The organism is Hydrogenophaga borbori, assembly GCF_003417535.1.
Lineage (GTDB): Bacteria > Pseudomonadota > Gammaproteobacteria > Burkholderiales > Burkholderiaceae_C > Hydrogenophaga > Hydrogenophaga borbori.
The window spans coordinates 11,849-27,164 of sequence record NZ_QVLS01000012.1; the positions used below are offsets into that span (position 1 = coordinate 11,849).

11 protein-coding genes are annotated in these 15,316 nt (G+C 71.4%); 5 read left to right on the forward strand and 6 right to left on the reverse strand.

All coding sequences use genetic code 11. From position 1 onward, the window contains the following. Window positions 1-78 precede the first annotated feature (78 nt). Entirely contained in the window at window positions 79-2,142 is a 2,064-nt protein-coding gene (locus DY262_RS17355) for a DUF1631 family protein (protein WP_181936550.1), read from the forward strand. Here DY262_RS17355 and DY262_RS17360 read toward each other — a convergent pair. Next, a complete protein-coding gene (locus DY262_RS17360; RefSeq protein WP_245981074.1) occupies window positions 2,139-3,533 on the reverse strand; it encodes a TAXI family TRAP transporter solute-binding subunit in 1,395 nt (464 codons plus the stop codon). The two genes, DY262_RS17355 and DY262_RS17360, sit on opposite strands and share 4 nt — an antisense overlap. 127 nt (window positions 3,534-3,660) lie before the next feature. On the opposite strand from DY262_RS17360, the gene DY262_RS17365 reads away from it, so the two are divergent. After that, window positions 3,661-4,494 carry an undecaprenyl-diphosphate phosphatase gene (locus DY262_RS17365; protein WP_116960363.1) on the forward strand — a complete coding sequence of 278 codons (834 nt, stop codon included), beginning with the start codon at window positions 3,661-3,663 and terminating at the stop codon, window positions 4,492-4,494. Window position 4,495: 1 nt separating this feature from the next. Here DY262_RS17365 and DY262_RS17370 read toward each other — a convergent pair whose 3' ends face one another. The 4 genes from DY262_RS17370 to mutS are packed head-to-tail and all read right to left on the reverse strand — an operon-like array spanning window position 4,496 to window position 10,801. Beyond that, entirely contained in the window at window positions 4,496-6,454 is a 1,959-nt protein-coding gene (locus DY262_RS17370) for a PAS domain S-box protein (protein WP_181936551.1), read from the reverse strand. Between the two features lie 58 nt (window positions 6,455-6,512). Further along, a complete protein-coding gene (locus DY262_RS17375; RefSeq protein WP_116960365.1) occupies window positions 6,513-7,343 on the reverse strand; it encodes an alpha/beta fold hydrolase in 831 nt (276 codons plus the stop codon). A 21-nt stretch (window positions 7,344-7,364) separates the two neighbouring features. Beyond that, on the reverse strand, window positions 7,365-8,192 hold the full coding sequence (locus tag DY262_RS17380; protein WP_116960366.1) for a proteasome-type protease: 828 nt from the start codon (window positions 8,190-8,192) through the stop codon (window positions 7,365-7,367). Continuing rightward, window positions 8,189-10,801 (reverse strand): DNA mismatch repair protein MutS, encoded by a 2,613-nt coding sequence (gene mutS / locus DY262_RS17385; protein WP_116960367.1) that lies wholly within the window; start codon window positions 10,799-10,801, stop codon window positions 8,189-8,191. Before mutS ends, DY262_RS17380 begins: the two co-directional genes overlap by 4 nt. 307 nt (window positions 10,802-11,108) lie before the next feature. Between mutS and DY262_RS17390 the strand changes: the two genes are divergently transcribed. Genes DY262_RS17390 through DY262_RS17400 form a run of 3 tightly spaced genes read left to right on the forward strand, consistent with a single transcriptional unit; the run spans window position 11,109 to window position 14,094 of the window. Continuing rightward, window positions 11,109-11,870 carry an endonuclease/exonuclease/phosphatase family protein gene (locus DY262_RS17390; protein WP_116960368.1) on the forward strand — a complete coding sequence of 254 codons (762 nt, stop codon included), beginning with the start codon at window positions 11,109-11,111 and terminating at the stop codon, window positions 11,868-11,870. Then, a complete protein-coding gene (clsB, locus tag DY262_RS17395; protein ID WP_116960369.1) occupies window positions 11,867-13,120 on the forward strand; it encodes a cardiolipin synthase ClsB in 1,254 nt (417 codons plus the stop codon). Before DY262_RS17390 ends, clsB begins: the two co-directional genes overlap by 4 nt. After that, complete coding sequence (locus tag DY262_RS17400; RefSeq protein ID WP_116960370.1) at window positions 13,117-14,094, forward strand: lysylphosphatidylglycerol synthase domain-containing protein; 978 nt, start codon at window positions 13,117-13,119, stop codon at window positions 14,092-14,094. The genes clsB and DY262_RS17400 overlap by 4 nt, the downstream gene beginning before the upstream one ends. 24 nt (window positions 14,095-14,118) lie before the next feature. Here DY262_RS17400 and DY262_RS17405 read toward each other — a convergent pair whose 3' ends face one another. After that, window positions 14,119-15,261, reverse strand: a complete 1,143-nt coding sequence (locus tag DY262_RS17405) for a DJ-1/PfpI family protein (RefSeq protein ID WP_116960371.1) — start codon at window positions 15,259-15,261, stop codon at window positions 14,119-14,121. Window positions 15,262-15,316 lie beyond the last annotated feature (55 nt).

Here is a 15,316-nt window from a genome sequence, read left to right on the forward strand (position 1 = left end):
GGCTGGCCTTTTCCACCCTTTTGGGACGATGGTTCGCGGGGCACAATGCCCCCGCCGTTCGTCGTCGATGCTTTTGCCATGCCCAATTCCCCGCTCCCGGCCCTTGACCTCTGCCTGAAGGAGGCACTGGACCAGTGCCGGCAATGGATCCCCGCCTGGATCGACCGCGTACACGGCCTGCTGCGCGAGCGGGAGCTGGCGCAGACCCAGGTCCACGAGCGCCAGGCCCTGCTGGAGGCCCACCAGTCGGTGCACCGCCAGCGCGACGCGGTGGCCCGCCACTGGCTGTCCGCCTTGGCCGACCGGCTGGAGCAGGCCCCGGCCGCGAGCGCGCAGGCGCGCAAGCCCGCGCTCAGCCTGGACGAACTCGAACTCATGGGCGATGACCAGGTGCATGAGCGCGTGGAGATCGCCCGCGCCCAGCAGACGGCCATGCTGTCGGCCGACGACGCCTTCAACGAATTCACCGCGCGCCTGTCCACCGCCCAGGGCTTCAAGGTGGTCAACGCCGAGCTCAACCCGCTGCGCGTGCAGGTGTTCGTCGAAACCCTGCTGTCCTCGCTGAAGGGCCTGGACGTGACGCCCGCCGCGCGCGCCCGCTGGCTGCGCGTGGGCGCCACGCCGCTGGGTGAATCGCTCGACGTGCTCTACCGCCACCTGAGCGCCTGGCTCAACGCCCAGGGCGTGCAGCCGGCCGGCTACGCGGTCGTCATGGCGCCCGAGTCGCGCGCCGTGGTCGAGGAAGAGCTCATGGGCCAGGACCTGCTCGAAGGCCCGATGAGCGACCAGGAGGCCCTGCTCACGCTGGACCACCTGCACCGCCTGTTGGTGGGCGACACCGAAGGCGGCGAGGGCGCGCGCCGCGCCAACGACGCCATGACCCGCGCCCTGGCCGGCGAGGTGGTGACGCTGATGATGCAGCGCATCGCCACCGACAAGCGCCTGCTCAAGCCGGTGCGCGGCCACCTGCAGGAAATGAAGCCGGCGCTGCTGGAGCTCGCCACGAGCAACCCGCGCTTCTTCGCCGACCGCAACAACCCCGCGCGGCGCCTGCTCGATGCCGTGACCGCGCGCAGCCTGGCCTTCACCAGCGAACAGGACGAGGGCTACAGCGGCTTCCTGCAGGAGCTGCGGCATGTGGTGTACGAACTGCGCCGCCCCGGCAAGACCGACCTGGCCGATCGCTTCCCCACGCTGCTCGACCAGCTGCGCCAGTCCGAGGACCGCGCCGTGCCGCGCGGCGAGCGCGAGGCGCGCGGCCGCGCCGTGCAGACCCTGGTGAAGGTGGAGCAGCGCAAGCTGCTGGCCGAGAAGATCGCCAACGAATTCCGTGCCCGGCCCGATTACCCCAGGACGCCGGGCCCGGTGCGCCGCTTCCTGACCGGCGTGTGGGCGCAGGTGGTGGCCAAGGCGCGCATCGACGAGGCCGACAACCCGCCGCTCACCTCCGGCGACCCCACCTCCAAGCGCTACGTCGACATCCTGTCCGATCTGCTGTGGTCCAGCCAGCTGGCGCTGGCCAGCCAGAACCGGCCGCGCCTGGTGCGCATCATCCCGCCGGTGCTGCGCACCCTGCGCGAAGGCCTGGACGCCATCGACTACCCGCGCGACAAGGTCGAGGCCTTCTTCCAGACCCTCATGGGCCTGCACGAGGCTGCCTACAAGACCCAGCGCAGCAGCGAGGCCGCACCCGCGCCGACCGAGGTCGACGCCAGCGTGTTCAACCCCGACGACGCCGAGCTGTGGATGCGCCAGCACGAGGCGAAGGCCACCAACTTCTACGACGACTCGCTGCCCGAGACCACGCAGCCCGGCTTCGCGGCCACGCAGCCCATGCAGCGCGAATGGGTCGACATCAAGGCCGGGATGGTGTTGCGCGATGCCACCTCGCTCGCGGTGGGCAGCTGGTTCGACCTGTACCAGGAAGGCCAGGCGCTGCGCGTGCAGCTCACCTGGGCCAGCCCGCACGGCACGCTGTTCCTGTTCGGCACCGCCTCGGGCAAGTCCATGTCCATGACGCGCCGCGGCGTGGACCGCCTGATCGAGCAGGACAAGCTGCGCGTGGTGGCCGACCACAGCGTGGTCGACGAGGCGCTGGACGCGGTGGCCCAGCAGGCCCTCAAGAACTCGGGCAAGCGTTAGTCGACGCGATCCGCCGCCGCGCGGGCTGGCGTTCCCTCGTCCTGGGGGTCGCTGCCGCCGCTGTCCCGGCGGCGCAGCAGTTTCTTGCGCACCAGGTGGATGTTGTTGCGCAGCGCGTACAGCTCGTCGGTGTACGACAGCGGCACCACCACCTTCTCCACCTTGGCTTCCATGCCGTCGAGCTGCTCCAGCAGGTCGTCGGGCGTGGCGCTGCCCGACTCGGCGCGCTGCTCCACTTCGCGCAGCTCCGCGTACCAGCGGAACACGCGCGAGCGGATGCGAAAGGTGTAGAGCGGCGGCACGATGCGCGAGAGCGGCAGCGCCAGCGCGATGATCAGGCCCAGCGCCAGCCACATGCGCTCGACGACGCTGGCCGCCCAGAACGGCAGGTAGCGCTGCAGGAAGGGTAGGCCGCCTTTGTAGGCGCGCTCGGCCTCGCCCGCCGCGGGGAATTCGCTGTGCTCCAGATTGGGGTACTCGCGCGCGCGGTTGAACCAGCCGGCGCCGCTGTGCACCTCCATGGCCGTCTGCGCGAACAGCTGCAGGATGGCGGGGTGCGTGTCCGAGCGCGCCAGCAGCGAGGTGGTGGAGGCCACCAGGCGCACATTGCGCGGTGGCACGTTGCGCGCCAGGTCCACCATGCCCTGCGGCATGGTCACCGGCGTGAGGTAGCCGAAGCGGCGCGAATAGGCCTCGGCCTGGGCGAAGTCCAGCAGCTTCACGCCCGGGGTCTGCAGCAGCATCTGCACCATCAGCGATTCGGGCGCCGAGGCGAACACCACGGCGTCGAGCTGGCCGTCCAGGAAGGCCACGGTGGCCGGGGTCTGCTCCAGCCGGCTCAGCGTGATCTGGCCGGGTTCGATGCGGTTGACCTCCAGCAGGCGGTTGAACAGGCGCGGCACGCCGCTGCCCGGCGTGCCGACGTTGACGCGCCAGCCCTTGAGCTCGGCCAGGTTGCGCACCGTGCCATCCCTGGGGCCGAGCTTGCGAGCCGCGGCCTCGCGGTAGAACAGCCAGAGCGGCTCCACGAACAGGCTGCCCAGGGAGACGATGCTTTCGTCGTCGTCGTAGCCCATGTCGGCGGTGCCGCCTTGCACGAAGCCCAGCTCCACCGTGCCTTCGCGCAGCCGGTCCAGGTTGTCGGCCGAGCCTTCGGTGCGCACCAGCTCCACCGTGATGCCGTGGCGCTTGAGTGCTTCGGCGTAGCGCTGGCCAAAGGTGTCGTAGGCGCTTTGCTCCGGCCCGGTGGCCAGCACCACCCGCGTGGGCGGGTTGGGCTTGAGCCACCACCAGGTGAAGGCCACCAGCGCGATGGTGATCAGCACGATGGGGCTGCCCGACAGCAGCATCTCCTTGAGCGAAATCAGCGTGTAGCGCAGGGTCTTGGGCATGATGGCCGCGAACATAGCACGCGGCCGCGCGGGCGGCGGTTGCGCTTTGTTTCCCGCCGGCGGGCTGCGGCCGGCGCGCCACCTAGAATGCCCGGCTGCCCAACCGCGTTCTCCGAACCCCCACCGCATGGACCCGATTCTGCTGATCAAGGCCGCCCTCATGGGCGTGGTCGAAGGCCTCACCGAATTTCTGCCCGTCTCTTCCACGGGCCACCTCATCCTGGCGGGCCACCTGCTCGGCCTCACGGGCGAGAAGGTCAAGGTCTTCGAGGTCGTCATTCAGACCGGCGCCATCCTGGCGATCGTCTCGGTCTACGCCCAGCGCATCCTCGACACCCTGCGCGGCCTGCCCACGGGCGACGCGGTGGCGCGCCGTTTCACGGCCAACGTGCTGATCGGCTTCCTGCCGGCGGCGGTGCTGGGTTTCCTGTTCATCGGTGTCATCAAGGGCGTGCTGTTCCACCCCTTCGTGGTGGCGGCCGGCTTCATCGTCGGCGGCTTCATCATGCTCTGGGCCGAGGCGCGCCAGGCGCGCGGCGCGCCGGTGCGCGTGGACACCGTGGACGACGTGCGCTGGAGCGACGCGCTCAAGGTCGGCCTGATTCAGTGCGCGGCCCTGGTGCCGGGCGTGAGCCGCTCGGGCGCCACCATCATCGGGGGCATGCTGGTGGGTTACAGCCGGCGCGCGGCGACCGAGTTCAGCTTCTTCCTTGCGCTGCCGGTGCTGCTGGGCGCGGCCACGCTGGACCTCTACAAGAACCGCGAGCTGCTGTCCATGGCCGACCTGCCGTTCTTCGCCACTGGCCTCATCGTGTCCTGGCTGTCGGCCTGGGTGTGCGTGCGCTGGCTGCTGCGTTTCGTCTCCTCGCACACCTTCGTGCCCTTCGCCTGGTACCGCATAGCCTTCGGCGTGCTGATCGCGCTCACCGCCTGGGGCGGCTGGATCAACTGGACGGCCTGATTCAGGCCTGCGGCTGCAGCGTGAAGTAGAAGCGCGCGCCCTGGCCCGGCGCGCTCTCGGCGCGCAGCTCGCCGCCGTGGCGCAGCACGATGCGCCGCGCCGTGGCCAGGCCGATGCCCAGGCCGGCGAATTCCTGCGGCAGGTGCAGCCGCTGGAAGGGCTGGAACAGCTTGCCCGCGCGCGCCATGTCGAAGCCCGCGCCGTTGTCGGCCACCACGAACTCGCGCCGACCGTCGCGCTCCTGCATGTGCAGATGGATGGCCGCCCGCTCGGTCTGGGCGCTGTACTTCCAGGCGTTGTGCAGCAGGTTCTGCAGCAGGGCTTCGATCAGTGGTTCGTCGGCCAGGGCCACCAGGCCCGGCTGCACCGACCACGTCACCTGGCGCTCGGGCGAGGTGGCCGCCAGCTCGCGCAGCTGCCGCGTGGCGATGGCCGACAGGTCCACCGGCGCGCGCTGCAGTTCGCCGCGCGCCATCTGCGACAGCTTGAGCAGGCCGTCGATGAGCTCGCCCATCTTCTTGCTCGCCTCGCGGATGCGCGCCAGGTGGCGGTGGCTTTCGGCCGGCAGCGCCGGGTTGTCTTCCTTCAAGGCCTGGGCGAAGCCGTTGATGATGCGCAGCGGCGAGCGCAGGTCGTGCGCGACCGCGTAGGAGTAGCTCTCCAGCTCGTCGTACGCGGCTTTCAGGGCCTGGGTGCGCTCGCGGATGCGCTCCTCCAGCGAGGCGTTGAGCTGCTGGATCTGCAGCTCCGCCCGCTTGTGCTCGGTGATGTCGAGCAACATGCCCAGGCCGTGGGTCACGCGGCCGGTGGCGTCGCGCTCGAACTCGGCCCGCACCGAGACCCAGCGCCAGTCGCCCGTGAGGTTGAGCTGGTACTGGATGTCGTAGGGCCGGCCGAGCCGGAAGGCGTCGGCCCAGGCCTGCTGCATGCGCTCGCGGTCGTCGGGGTGGGTGGCGGCCACCATGTCCAGGTCGCTGAACACCGAGCGTGGAATGCCCATGATCACGTGCGCGTTGCCCAGCGAGGTGAACTCGCGCCGCGCCGCGTCGTAGCGCCAGCCGGCCATCTGGGCCAGTTCCTGCGCCTGGGACAACAGCCGTTCGCTGGTGCGCAAGGCCTCCTCGGTGGCCTTGCGCTCGGTGATGTTCTGCACCACCGCGATCTCGTAATCGGGCGAGCCATCGGCCTTGCGGATCAGGGCGACCGACAGCAACACCCAGACGATGTGGCCGCGCTTGTGGAAGTAGCGCTTTTCCATCGTGTAGTGGTCGGTTTCGCCGCGCAGCACGCGCTGCATCTGCGCCAGGTCGGCCGCCAGGTCGTCGGGGTGGGTGTAGTCCTTCCAGTGGGTGCGCGCCAGTTCCTCGCGCGTGTAGCCCAGCAGCTCGCAGTAGCTGCGGTTGATGCGGATCCAGCGGCCGTCGGGGTGGGTGTGCACCACGCCGGTGGCGCTGTTCTCGAAGGTGTCGAGCATGCGCTGGTGGCTGGCGCGGGCCTGCTCCATGCTGGCATGGAGCTCGCGCGTCTGGCGTTGCATCAGCGCGATGGCGCCCACCACCACGAGTTGCGTGAGCAGGTGCCAGAAATTGAGCCAGAAGGCCTCGTGGGGGTCGCTGATGGCGAAGCTGAAATAAGGCTTCACCAGGAGGAAGTTGACCGCCGCCATGCCCAGCAGCGTGCTGAGCATGCCGATGCGAAAGCCCCCGTAGAGCGCGCAGACCGCGGCCGCCAGCGTGAGGGTAACGAAGCGCCCGCCGCTTTCTGCCGGCGCCAGTGCCACGCGCAGCCAGGTGGCGGCGGCGGTGAGCAGCACCGCCACGCCGATGCGCAGCCACCAGGGGTGGCGGTGCGGGTTCCAGGAGGTGAGCAGAAGGCGCAGCCGGCGCAAGGCCCGGGCGCTGGCGGTGTCGGGGGTGGCGTCGGCGGGCGGGGCGTCGTCGGTGGTCACGGCGGCGAGCATATATCGATGGGGGGCCTCCACCATCGGGGGCGATACGGGGGTGCTCCGGCGCCCTCGCTCAGGCCATCGCGGCCAGCAGCTCGTCGATGGCGGCGGCCGTTTCCTGGGGCCGCTCCATCGGGAACAGGTGCGAGCCTTCGATCAAGCGCTGGCGCGCCTCGCCACCGCGGCCCAGCACGCGGCGCGTCATGGCCATGCCCACCTGCTGCATTTCCTGCGAGCGGGTGCCGCCGATGAAGCCGACCGGGCAGCGCAGCGGGTGGCGGCGCAGCAGGCGGTCCAGGTTGTGGGGCAGTGTGTTGTAGATGGCCGTCTCGACCTCGCGGTCGAAATTCAGCACGCGCTGCGGGCCCTGGGGCGTGTCGGCGTCGTGCATGCCGTGCTCGATGTAGTCGCTCAGGCACTGAGGGTCCCAGTGCGCGAAGGCGCGTTTGTGGCGCAGGTGCTCCAGCGCGGAGGCCGCGTCGGGCCAGGCCTGGCGGCGCTTGCGGCTGATGCGCCCGGGCGAGACCGAGCCCACCAGCTGCGTGCGCTTGACCAGCTCCAGCGTGCGCGCCCGCCAGCCGCCCAGCAGCGGCGAATCGATCAGCAGCACGCCGCGCACGCGCTGGCCGCCCAGTTCGGGGTGGCGCGCCGCGCACATGAGGCTGAGGAAGCCGCCGAGCGAATGGCCCACCAGCCAGGGGGGCTGGCCCGTGCGCGCCACCTCGGCGGCGGCGAAGTCGGCGAGCTGCTGCACCAGGTGCGGCCAGTTGCTGGTGACCGGGTAGCGCGGGTCGTGGCCGAACTGCTCCACCGCGCGCACGGTGTGGCCGCGCGCGCGCAGCGAGCGGAACAGCGCCTGGTAGGTGCCCGCGGGAAAGCTGTTGGCGTGGGAGAAGACGATCACGCCGGGTTCTCTCGCATCGCCTTAGATGAGGCGCTCGCGCGGGTTGGTGATCTTCTTGAGCGGGCCCAGGCGCTCGCTGTCGCAGATCAGCGGCACACTGGTCTGGCTGCCGTCCCAGGTGGGGTGCTCGATGTCGTCGAAGGCTTCGCGCAGCTTGCGGCCCCAGGTGCTGCGCACCATGCGGAAGTAGGGGTTGTTCTCTTCGATGCAGACGATTTTGTCGATGCGCAGGGTGTCGGCCTCGTACAGCGCCATGTCCAGCGGCAGGCCCACCGACAGGTTGGACTTGAGCGTGGAGTCCATGGACACGAGCGCGCATTTGGCCGCCTCGTCCAGCGGCGTCTCGGGCGTGATCACGCGGTCCAGCACGGGCTTGCCGTACTTGGACTCGCCGATCTGGAAGAAGGGCGTCTCTGCCGTGGCCTCGATGAAGTTGCCGGCCGAATAGACCTGGAACAGGCGCATGCCCTCGCCGCGGATCTGGCCGCCGAAGATCAGCGAGACATTGAAGTCCACCCCCGCGCGCTGCAGCGATTCGCCGTCGCGCTGCCACACGTGGCGCACCGCCGCGCCGAGCACGCGCGCCGCGTCGAACATGCTGCGCGCGTTCCAGATGGTGATGGGCTCGCCGCCCTCGTGGTCGTCGAGTTGCTCGGTCTGCAGCATCTCGCGCACCGACTGGGAGATGCTCAGGTTGCCCGCCGACAGCAGGCACATGAAGCGGTCGTCGGCCTTCTCGTAGACCATCATCTTGCGGAACGAGCTGATCTGGTCGAGGCCCGCGTTGGTGCGCGAGTCGGACAGGAAGACCATGCCGGCCTTGAGTTTGACGGCGACGCAGTAGGTCATGACGGGCTCCCGGCCTCGGTGGCGGCGTGTTGGGCGAGCTTCTTCAGCTGGTAGAGCTGGTCCAGCGCGTCGCGCGGGCTCAGCGTGTCGGGGTCGATGGCGGCCAGGGCGGCCACCAGCGGGTGCGGTTCGGGCGCCTCGGCCGCGGGTGGCGGCGCGAACAGGTCCACCTGGGTCTGCTGTTCGGCGCTGTGCGCCTCCAGCGCGGCCAGGGCGTGCCGGGCGTGCTGCACCACCGGGGCGGGCACGCCCGCCAGCCGGGCCACCTGGATGCCGTAGCTGCGGCTGGCGGGGCCGGGCTCGATCTGGTGCAGGAACACGATGCCCTTGCTGCCACCCTCGGCCGCGCTCACGTGCACGTTCACGGCGGCGTGGTGCGTGGCGGGGAACTCGGTGAGTTCGAAGTAGTGGGTGGCGAACAGCGTGAAGCAGCGCGCCTTGTCGTGCAGGTGCGCGGCGATGCCGCCGGCCAGCGCCAGGCCGTCGAAGGTGGAGGTGCCGCGGCCGATCTCGTCCATCAGCACCAGGCTGTTGGGCGTGGCGGTGTGCAGGATCTGCGCCGCCTCGGTCATCTCCACCATGAAGGTGGACTGGGCGTTGGCCAGGTCGTCGGCCGCGCCGATGCGGGTGTGGATGGCGTCGATGGGCCCCAGGCGGCAGGACTGCGCGGGCACATGGCTGCCCATGCTGGCCAGCAGGGCGATGACCGCCACCTGGCGCATGTAGGTGCTCTTGCCACCCATGTTGGGGCCGGTGATGACCTGCATGCGCGCCTTGGGGCCCAGCACCGTGTCGTTGGCGATGAAGGCGCCCGCGCCGGTCTCGGCCAGGCGGGCTTCCACCACCGGGTGGCGACCGCCGCGGATCTCGATGCCCGGTTCGCTGCCGAAGCTGGGCGCGCACCAGTTCAGCGTGAGCGATCGTTCGGTGAGCGCGCACAGCGCGTCCAGCGCGGCGAGCGCGCGCGCCAGGGTGGTGAGCGGGTCGATGAAGGCCTGCAGGCTGTCGAGCAGGCCTTCGTACAGCCATTTCTCGCGCGCCAGCGCGCGCTCCTGCGCCGACAGCGCCTTGTCCTCGAAGGCCTTGAGCTCGGGCGTGATGAAGCGCTCGGCGTTCTTGAGCGTCTGGCGGCGCTTGTAGTCGTCGGGCACGCGGTCCAGCTGGCCCTGCGTGACCTCGATATAGAAGCCGTGCACCTTGTTGAACTGCACGCGCAGGTTGGCGATGCCGGTGCGGGCGCGTTCGCGCGCCTCCAACTCGATGAGGAAGGCGTCGCTGTTCTGCTGCAAGCCGCGCAGCTCGTCGAGTTCGGCGTCGAAGCCGTCGGCGATGACGCCGCCGTCGCGCACCAGCGCCGAGGGGTCGCTCAGCAGGGCGCGCTGCAGCAGCTCGGCGCAGCCGGCGGGCGGCTGCAGATGGGTGGCCAGGCGGGCGAGCAGGGCGTCGGTGCCCAGCGGGGCCAGGGCCGACGCGAGCTCGCCGGCGCGACCCAGGGTCTGGCCCAGGCCCACCAGCTCGCGCGGCTTGGCCTGTCGCAGCGCGATGCGCGCGGTGATGCGCTCGACGTCGCTGCAGCCCTTCAGCCGCTCGCGCAGGCGCTGCCAGGGGCCCGCGCGCAGCACGCCGATGGCGCCCAGGCGTTCGCGCGCCTCGGCGCGGTCGCGCCGGGGCTCCAGCAGCCACTGGCGCAGCGCGCGGCTGCCCATGCCGCTGGCGCAGGTGTCGAGCAGGGAGAAGAGCGTGGGGCTGCTCTCGCCGCGCAAGGTCTGCACCAACTCGAGGTTGCGGCGCGTGCTGGGTGGCAGGTCGATGCGCTCGTCGATGCGCGCCACTTGCAGGCTGCGCACATGGGCCAGCGCGCGGCCCTGGGTGTGTTCGGCGTAGGCGAGCAGGGCGCCGGCGGCGGCGTGCGCGTCGCCCAGGTCCTCGGCGCCCCAGGCGGCCAGGCTGGCGGCCTGCAGCTGCTCGAGCAGCTTGCGCTGGCCCAGCGCGGCGTCGAAGGCCCAGGCCGGGCGCAGCACCGTGACCAGCTTGCCGCCCTGCGGCGTGGGCGCCCCGGCCAGGGCCATGACGCGCTGCTCGAAGGCGGGCGTCGTCTCGGCGCTGTAGAGCAGCTCGCCGGGCGCCAGGCGGGCCACCCAGTCGGCCAGTTCGTCGCTGGCGCACTGGGCCAGGAACACGATGCCCTGCGTGAGCGACAGCCAGGCCAGGCCGCAGCCCGTGCGCGCGCCCGCGTGCACGGCCATCAGCAGGGACTCGCTCTTGTCCGACAGCAGTTCGGCGTCGGTCAGCGTGCCGGGCGTGACCACGCGCACCACCTGGCGCTCCACCGGCCCCTTGGCCGTGGCCACGTCGCCCACCTGCTCGCAGATGGCGACCGACTCGCCGAGCTTGATCAGCCGCGCGAGGTAGGTGTCCACCGAATGGAAGGGCACGCCGGCCATGACCACCGGCTTGCCGGCCGATTGGCCGCGCTGCGTCAGCGTGATGTCCAGCAGCCGCGCGGCCTTTTCGGCGTCCTCGTAGAACAGTTCGTAGAAGTCCCCCATGCGGTAGAAGAGCAGCGTGTGCGGATGCCCGGCCTTGAGGGCCAGGTACTGCTGCATCATGGGGGTGTGGGCGGCCAGGGAGTCGGTCACGGTCGGCGAGCGGGAGGCGGGCGAAAACAGCCGAACACTGTAGCCGATCGCCCCGGGGCCCCTGGCGCCGCGCGGCCCCCTCGGCGCCCGATGCGGTCCCCTCGGCGCCCGATGCGGCGCCTAGCACCCTCAGCCGAAATGTCAATCAGCCGGCAGGCTGCGGCCGGCTGCGCCGGGGGCGCATTTACCGGTGGTTGCCCCGGCCCCCGGCCGGCGCGCGCACCATGGATGGCCTCACGAACAAGACGTCGCCGGGCGCGACTGGAAGGAGTGTGCAATGCCCGTGCAGAGAGAGCGGGGGAGCCTGCGTGTGCTGACGGTGAACATCCACAAGGGGTACAGCTTCTTCAAGAGGCGCTTCGTGCTGCACGAGTTGCGCGAAGCCGTGCGCGCGGTGCAGAGCGACGTGGTCTTCCTGCAGGAGGTGCGCGGCGGCGGCGAGCCGGATGAGCGGCACCCCGGGGTGTCGCAATACGAGTTCCTGGCCGACAGCATCTGGAAGGACCACGCCTACGGCCGCAACGCCGTGGCGCCGCGCGACAGCTACGGCAACGCCGTGCTCTCGCACTTCCCCATCGTCAAGAGCCGCAACCACTGTCTCTCGGGGCCGCGCACCATGCCGCAGCGCGGTGTGCTGCATTGCGTGGTGAGTCACGGCGCGCTGCCCGCCCTGCACCTGATGTGCGTGCACCTGGGCCTGCTGGAGCGCGATCGCCAGGCGCAGATCGCCGCGCTGCGCGAGGTCATCGACAGCGAGGTGCCGCCCGGCGCGCCCCTGATCGTGGCGGGCGACTTCAACGACTGGCGCCAGCGCGCGGACGCGCGGCTCGCGCGCATCGGCCTGAGCGAGGTGTTCCGCCAGACCCAGGGCCGGCACGCGTGCAGCTTCCCGGCCGCCTGGCCGTTGCTGCGGCTCGACCGCATATACGTGCGTGGCGTGGCCTCGGTGCGGCCGCTGCCCATGCCGCGCCATCCCTGGTCGCGCCTGTCCGACCACGCGCCGCTGGCGGCGGAGGTTCGCCTCGGGGAGGCCGCATGAACACGGCCACCCGTTCCATGAACTCACGCTGGCTGCCGGGCAATCGCATCGAGCTGCTGTGCTGCGGCGAGGACTACTACCCCCGCGTGTTCCAGGCCATCGACGCGGCGAAGCACGCCGTGCTGATCGAGACCTTCATCTGGTTTGACGATTCGGTGGGCCGCGAGCTGCGCGCCGCGCTGATGCGCGCCGCCGAACGCGGCGTCGAGGTCCATGTGCTCGTCGATGGCTGGGGGTCGCCGGACCTGGGCGCGGAGTTCACCCAGGGCCTGCTCGACGCCGGCGTGCGGCTGCGCGCCTTCGAGCCGGTGCGCCGGCTCTTCGGCGCGCGCATCAACATGCTGGGGCGCATGCACAACAAGCTGGCCGTCGTCGACGGGCGCGTGGCCTTCGTGGGCGGCATCAACTACTCGCGCGACCACGTCATCGGCCTGGACCCGCAGGCCAAGCTCGACTACGCCGTGCGCCTGGAAGGGCCGCTGGTGGAACAGATCGAGGCCTACTGCCGCACCAAGCTGAACACGCCACAGCCCCCGCGCGAGATGTGGCTGCAGCGCTGGCGCCGCTTGCGTCAGCGCCGCCACGCGGACGACTCACCGCGACCCGACGAGGGCGCGGTGGCCGCCTTCGTCACGCGCGACAACGACCGCCACACCACCGACATCGAGCGCCATTACCGGGCCGCCATCCGCAGCGCGCGCTCGCGCATCCTCATCGCCAACGCCTACTTCTTCCCGGGCTACCGCCTGGTGCGCGACCTGCGCCGCGCGGCGCGCCGCGGCGTGCGCGTGGACCTCATCCTGCAGGGCAATCCCGACATGCCCTGGGTGCAGCGCGCCACCATGCTGCTGTACGAACACCTGCTGCGCGCGGGGGTGCGCATCCACGAGTACACCGAGCGCCCGCTGCACGCCAAGGTGGCCGTCATCGACGACCACTGGGCCACGGTGGGGTCGAGCAACCTGGACCCGACCAGCCTGAGCCTGAACCTGGAAGCGAACGTGGTCGTGCGCGACCAGGCCTTCGCCGCCGTGCTGCGCGACACGCTGGACCAGGTGCTGCGGCGCAGCTGCGAGCCCGTTCGCCTGTCGCGACCGGGCCGGCTGCGCTCCGCCTGGATCGTGCTGCGCAGCCTGGTGGTGTTCCACGCGCTGCGGCGCTTCCCGGCCTGGGCCCGCTGGGCGCACCATGCGAGGCCACGCGTGGTGCCCGTTCAACCGGAGCCCGCCCCCATGCAGGGGGGACGATGACCCCGGGCCGGGCCCTCAAGCGCCTGTGGCCGCAGGCGCGCCGCTGGCTGCCCTGGCTGTTGGCGGCGGTGGTGCTCTATCTGGTGGCGCAACAGGCGCGCGAGGTGGAATGGGCCCGGGTGTGGGCCTCGCTGCGCGAGCTGCCGCTGGGCGTGGTGTCCGTGTCCGCGGCGCTGGCCCTGTGCGCCCACACCCTGTTCTCCTGCTACGACCTGATCGGGCGCCGGCTGGCGCGCGCGCGCATCACGCGCGCGCGCACCCTCACGGTGGCCGCCATCGCCTACGCCTTCAACCTCAACTTCGGCGCGCTGATCGGCGGCGTGGGCATGCGGCTGCGCCTGTACACGCGGGCTGGCCTGTCGGCGGGCACGGTGGGACAGATGGTGACGCACAGCTTCATCGCCAACTGGCTCGGCTGGTGCTGGGTGCTGGGCACGGTGCTGGTGTGCTCGCCCCCGCCGCTGCGGATCGAAGGGGCCCCGGGCGCGGGCGCGCTGCGCGCGCTGGGCGCCGTGCTGCTGTTGGTGGCCGTGGGTTACCACGCGCTGTGCCTGTTCGGCCGGCGCACGGCGCTGCGCTGGCGCGGCCACACGCTGCCGCTGGCGGGCGCCCGCGTGGCGCTGGTGCAGGCGGCAATGGGCGCCACGGTGTGGATGCTGATGGCGCTGAGCCTATGGAATCTGCTGCAGGGCCGCGCGCCGTACCCCCTGGTGTTGGGCGCGCTGCTGCTGGCCGGCGTGGCGGGGGCGCTGACGCACGTGCCCTCGGGTCTGGGGGTGCTGGAATCGGTGGTGGCGGCGGCGCTGGCGGGCGTGGTGCCGCTGAACGAGGCGCTGGCGGCGGTGCTGGCCTACCGCGCGGCGCACTACCTGATGCCGCTGGCGATCGCCCTGCCGGCGTATGCGTGGAGCGAGTGGCGGCCGGCGGCCAGGTCCGGCGACGCGCCGCGGCCACCGCTGGACGTTCCGCCCTGAGCCCCGGTGGGTCGGCCAGCGCGCTCAGCGGGACGGCAGGAGCTCCAGTTGCATCGCCACCACCTCGGCCGTCTTCGCGCCGTAGCGGCCCTCGATGCGCGCGAGGGCATCGTTCAAGGCCTGCGCTGGGGGAGCGGCGGTGATGGCCGGCAGCAAGCGCTGCGCCGGCCAGTCCGCGCTCAGGCGATCCGGACGGATGCGCAGGCCATGGCGGCTTTCGATGGGCCCTGGCGCGGGCGCGAACGCCACCGCCCGCGAGCGGTAGGTTCTCGACCAGGCGTCCGCCACCAAGGCCAGCGACACCTCGTCCACCCCGGGCACGAGCTCGATGCCCAGCGCTTCGCGCTTCCAGAAGGCGAGGGTGTTGCCCATGACCGTGAGCGCAAACGGCCGGGTGAAGCGGAACGCCGCGCTGCGGTGGCGCGCGTCCCACTGCGCCAGGCCGAGGTCGCGCGCGGTGGCCTCGGCCTTGTCGCGGCCCGCGATGGCCTCGATCAGCGTCAGCGACATCGGCATGGAGGCCGAGATTCCCGTCGTGGTCGCCACGCCCTGGTCGACCACGAAGCGCTGGTCCGCCACGTAGCGGATCGACGGCGTTCGCTCGCGCAATTGGTCCAGGTAGTACCAGTGCGTCGTTGCCCGCTTGCCGTCGAGCAGGCCGGCCGCGCCGACCACCTTGGCGCCCGCGCACACGCCGATGACGATCGCGCCCTTGGCCGCCTGGGCGCGAATCCAGGCGAGCACCCTCGGGTCGTCGTCGCGGCTCATCGCGGGCACGATGACGTAGTCGGCGCCATCGGCGTGCCGCGCATCGAACTGCGCAAGCGTCGCGTCCGCCTCCACCGTCAGCGCGGGGGAGAGCCTCACCGGACCGGCCTCGGTGGCGAGCGCCACCACATCGGCCACGCCGGACCGCCGAAGAATGCCGTAGGGCATGAGGTAGTCGGTCGTCTCGGTCGCGTCGTTGAGACCGACGATGGCCACCAGGGGGCGCGGGCGCTTGGGTGGCGCCAGCGCCGCCAGCGTGGCCTGGGTCTGCGCCGAGGGGACCGGCGGGGCGGCCGCCGGGGCGGGCGGGGCTGGCAGGGATGCGATCCAGCCCCCGAAGGCCAGCAGGCCCAAGGTGCCGACAGCCAGCACGGCGCGCAGCAGTGTCCGGTGCTTCATGGCGCGCCGCCGCCACCGCGGCCTGGGGCCGGCCTGGCCACGAGCCCGCCGGCCG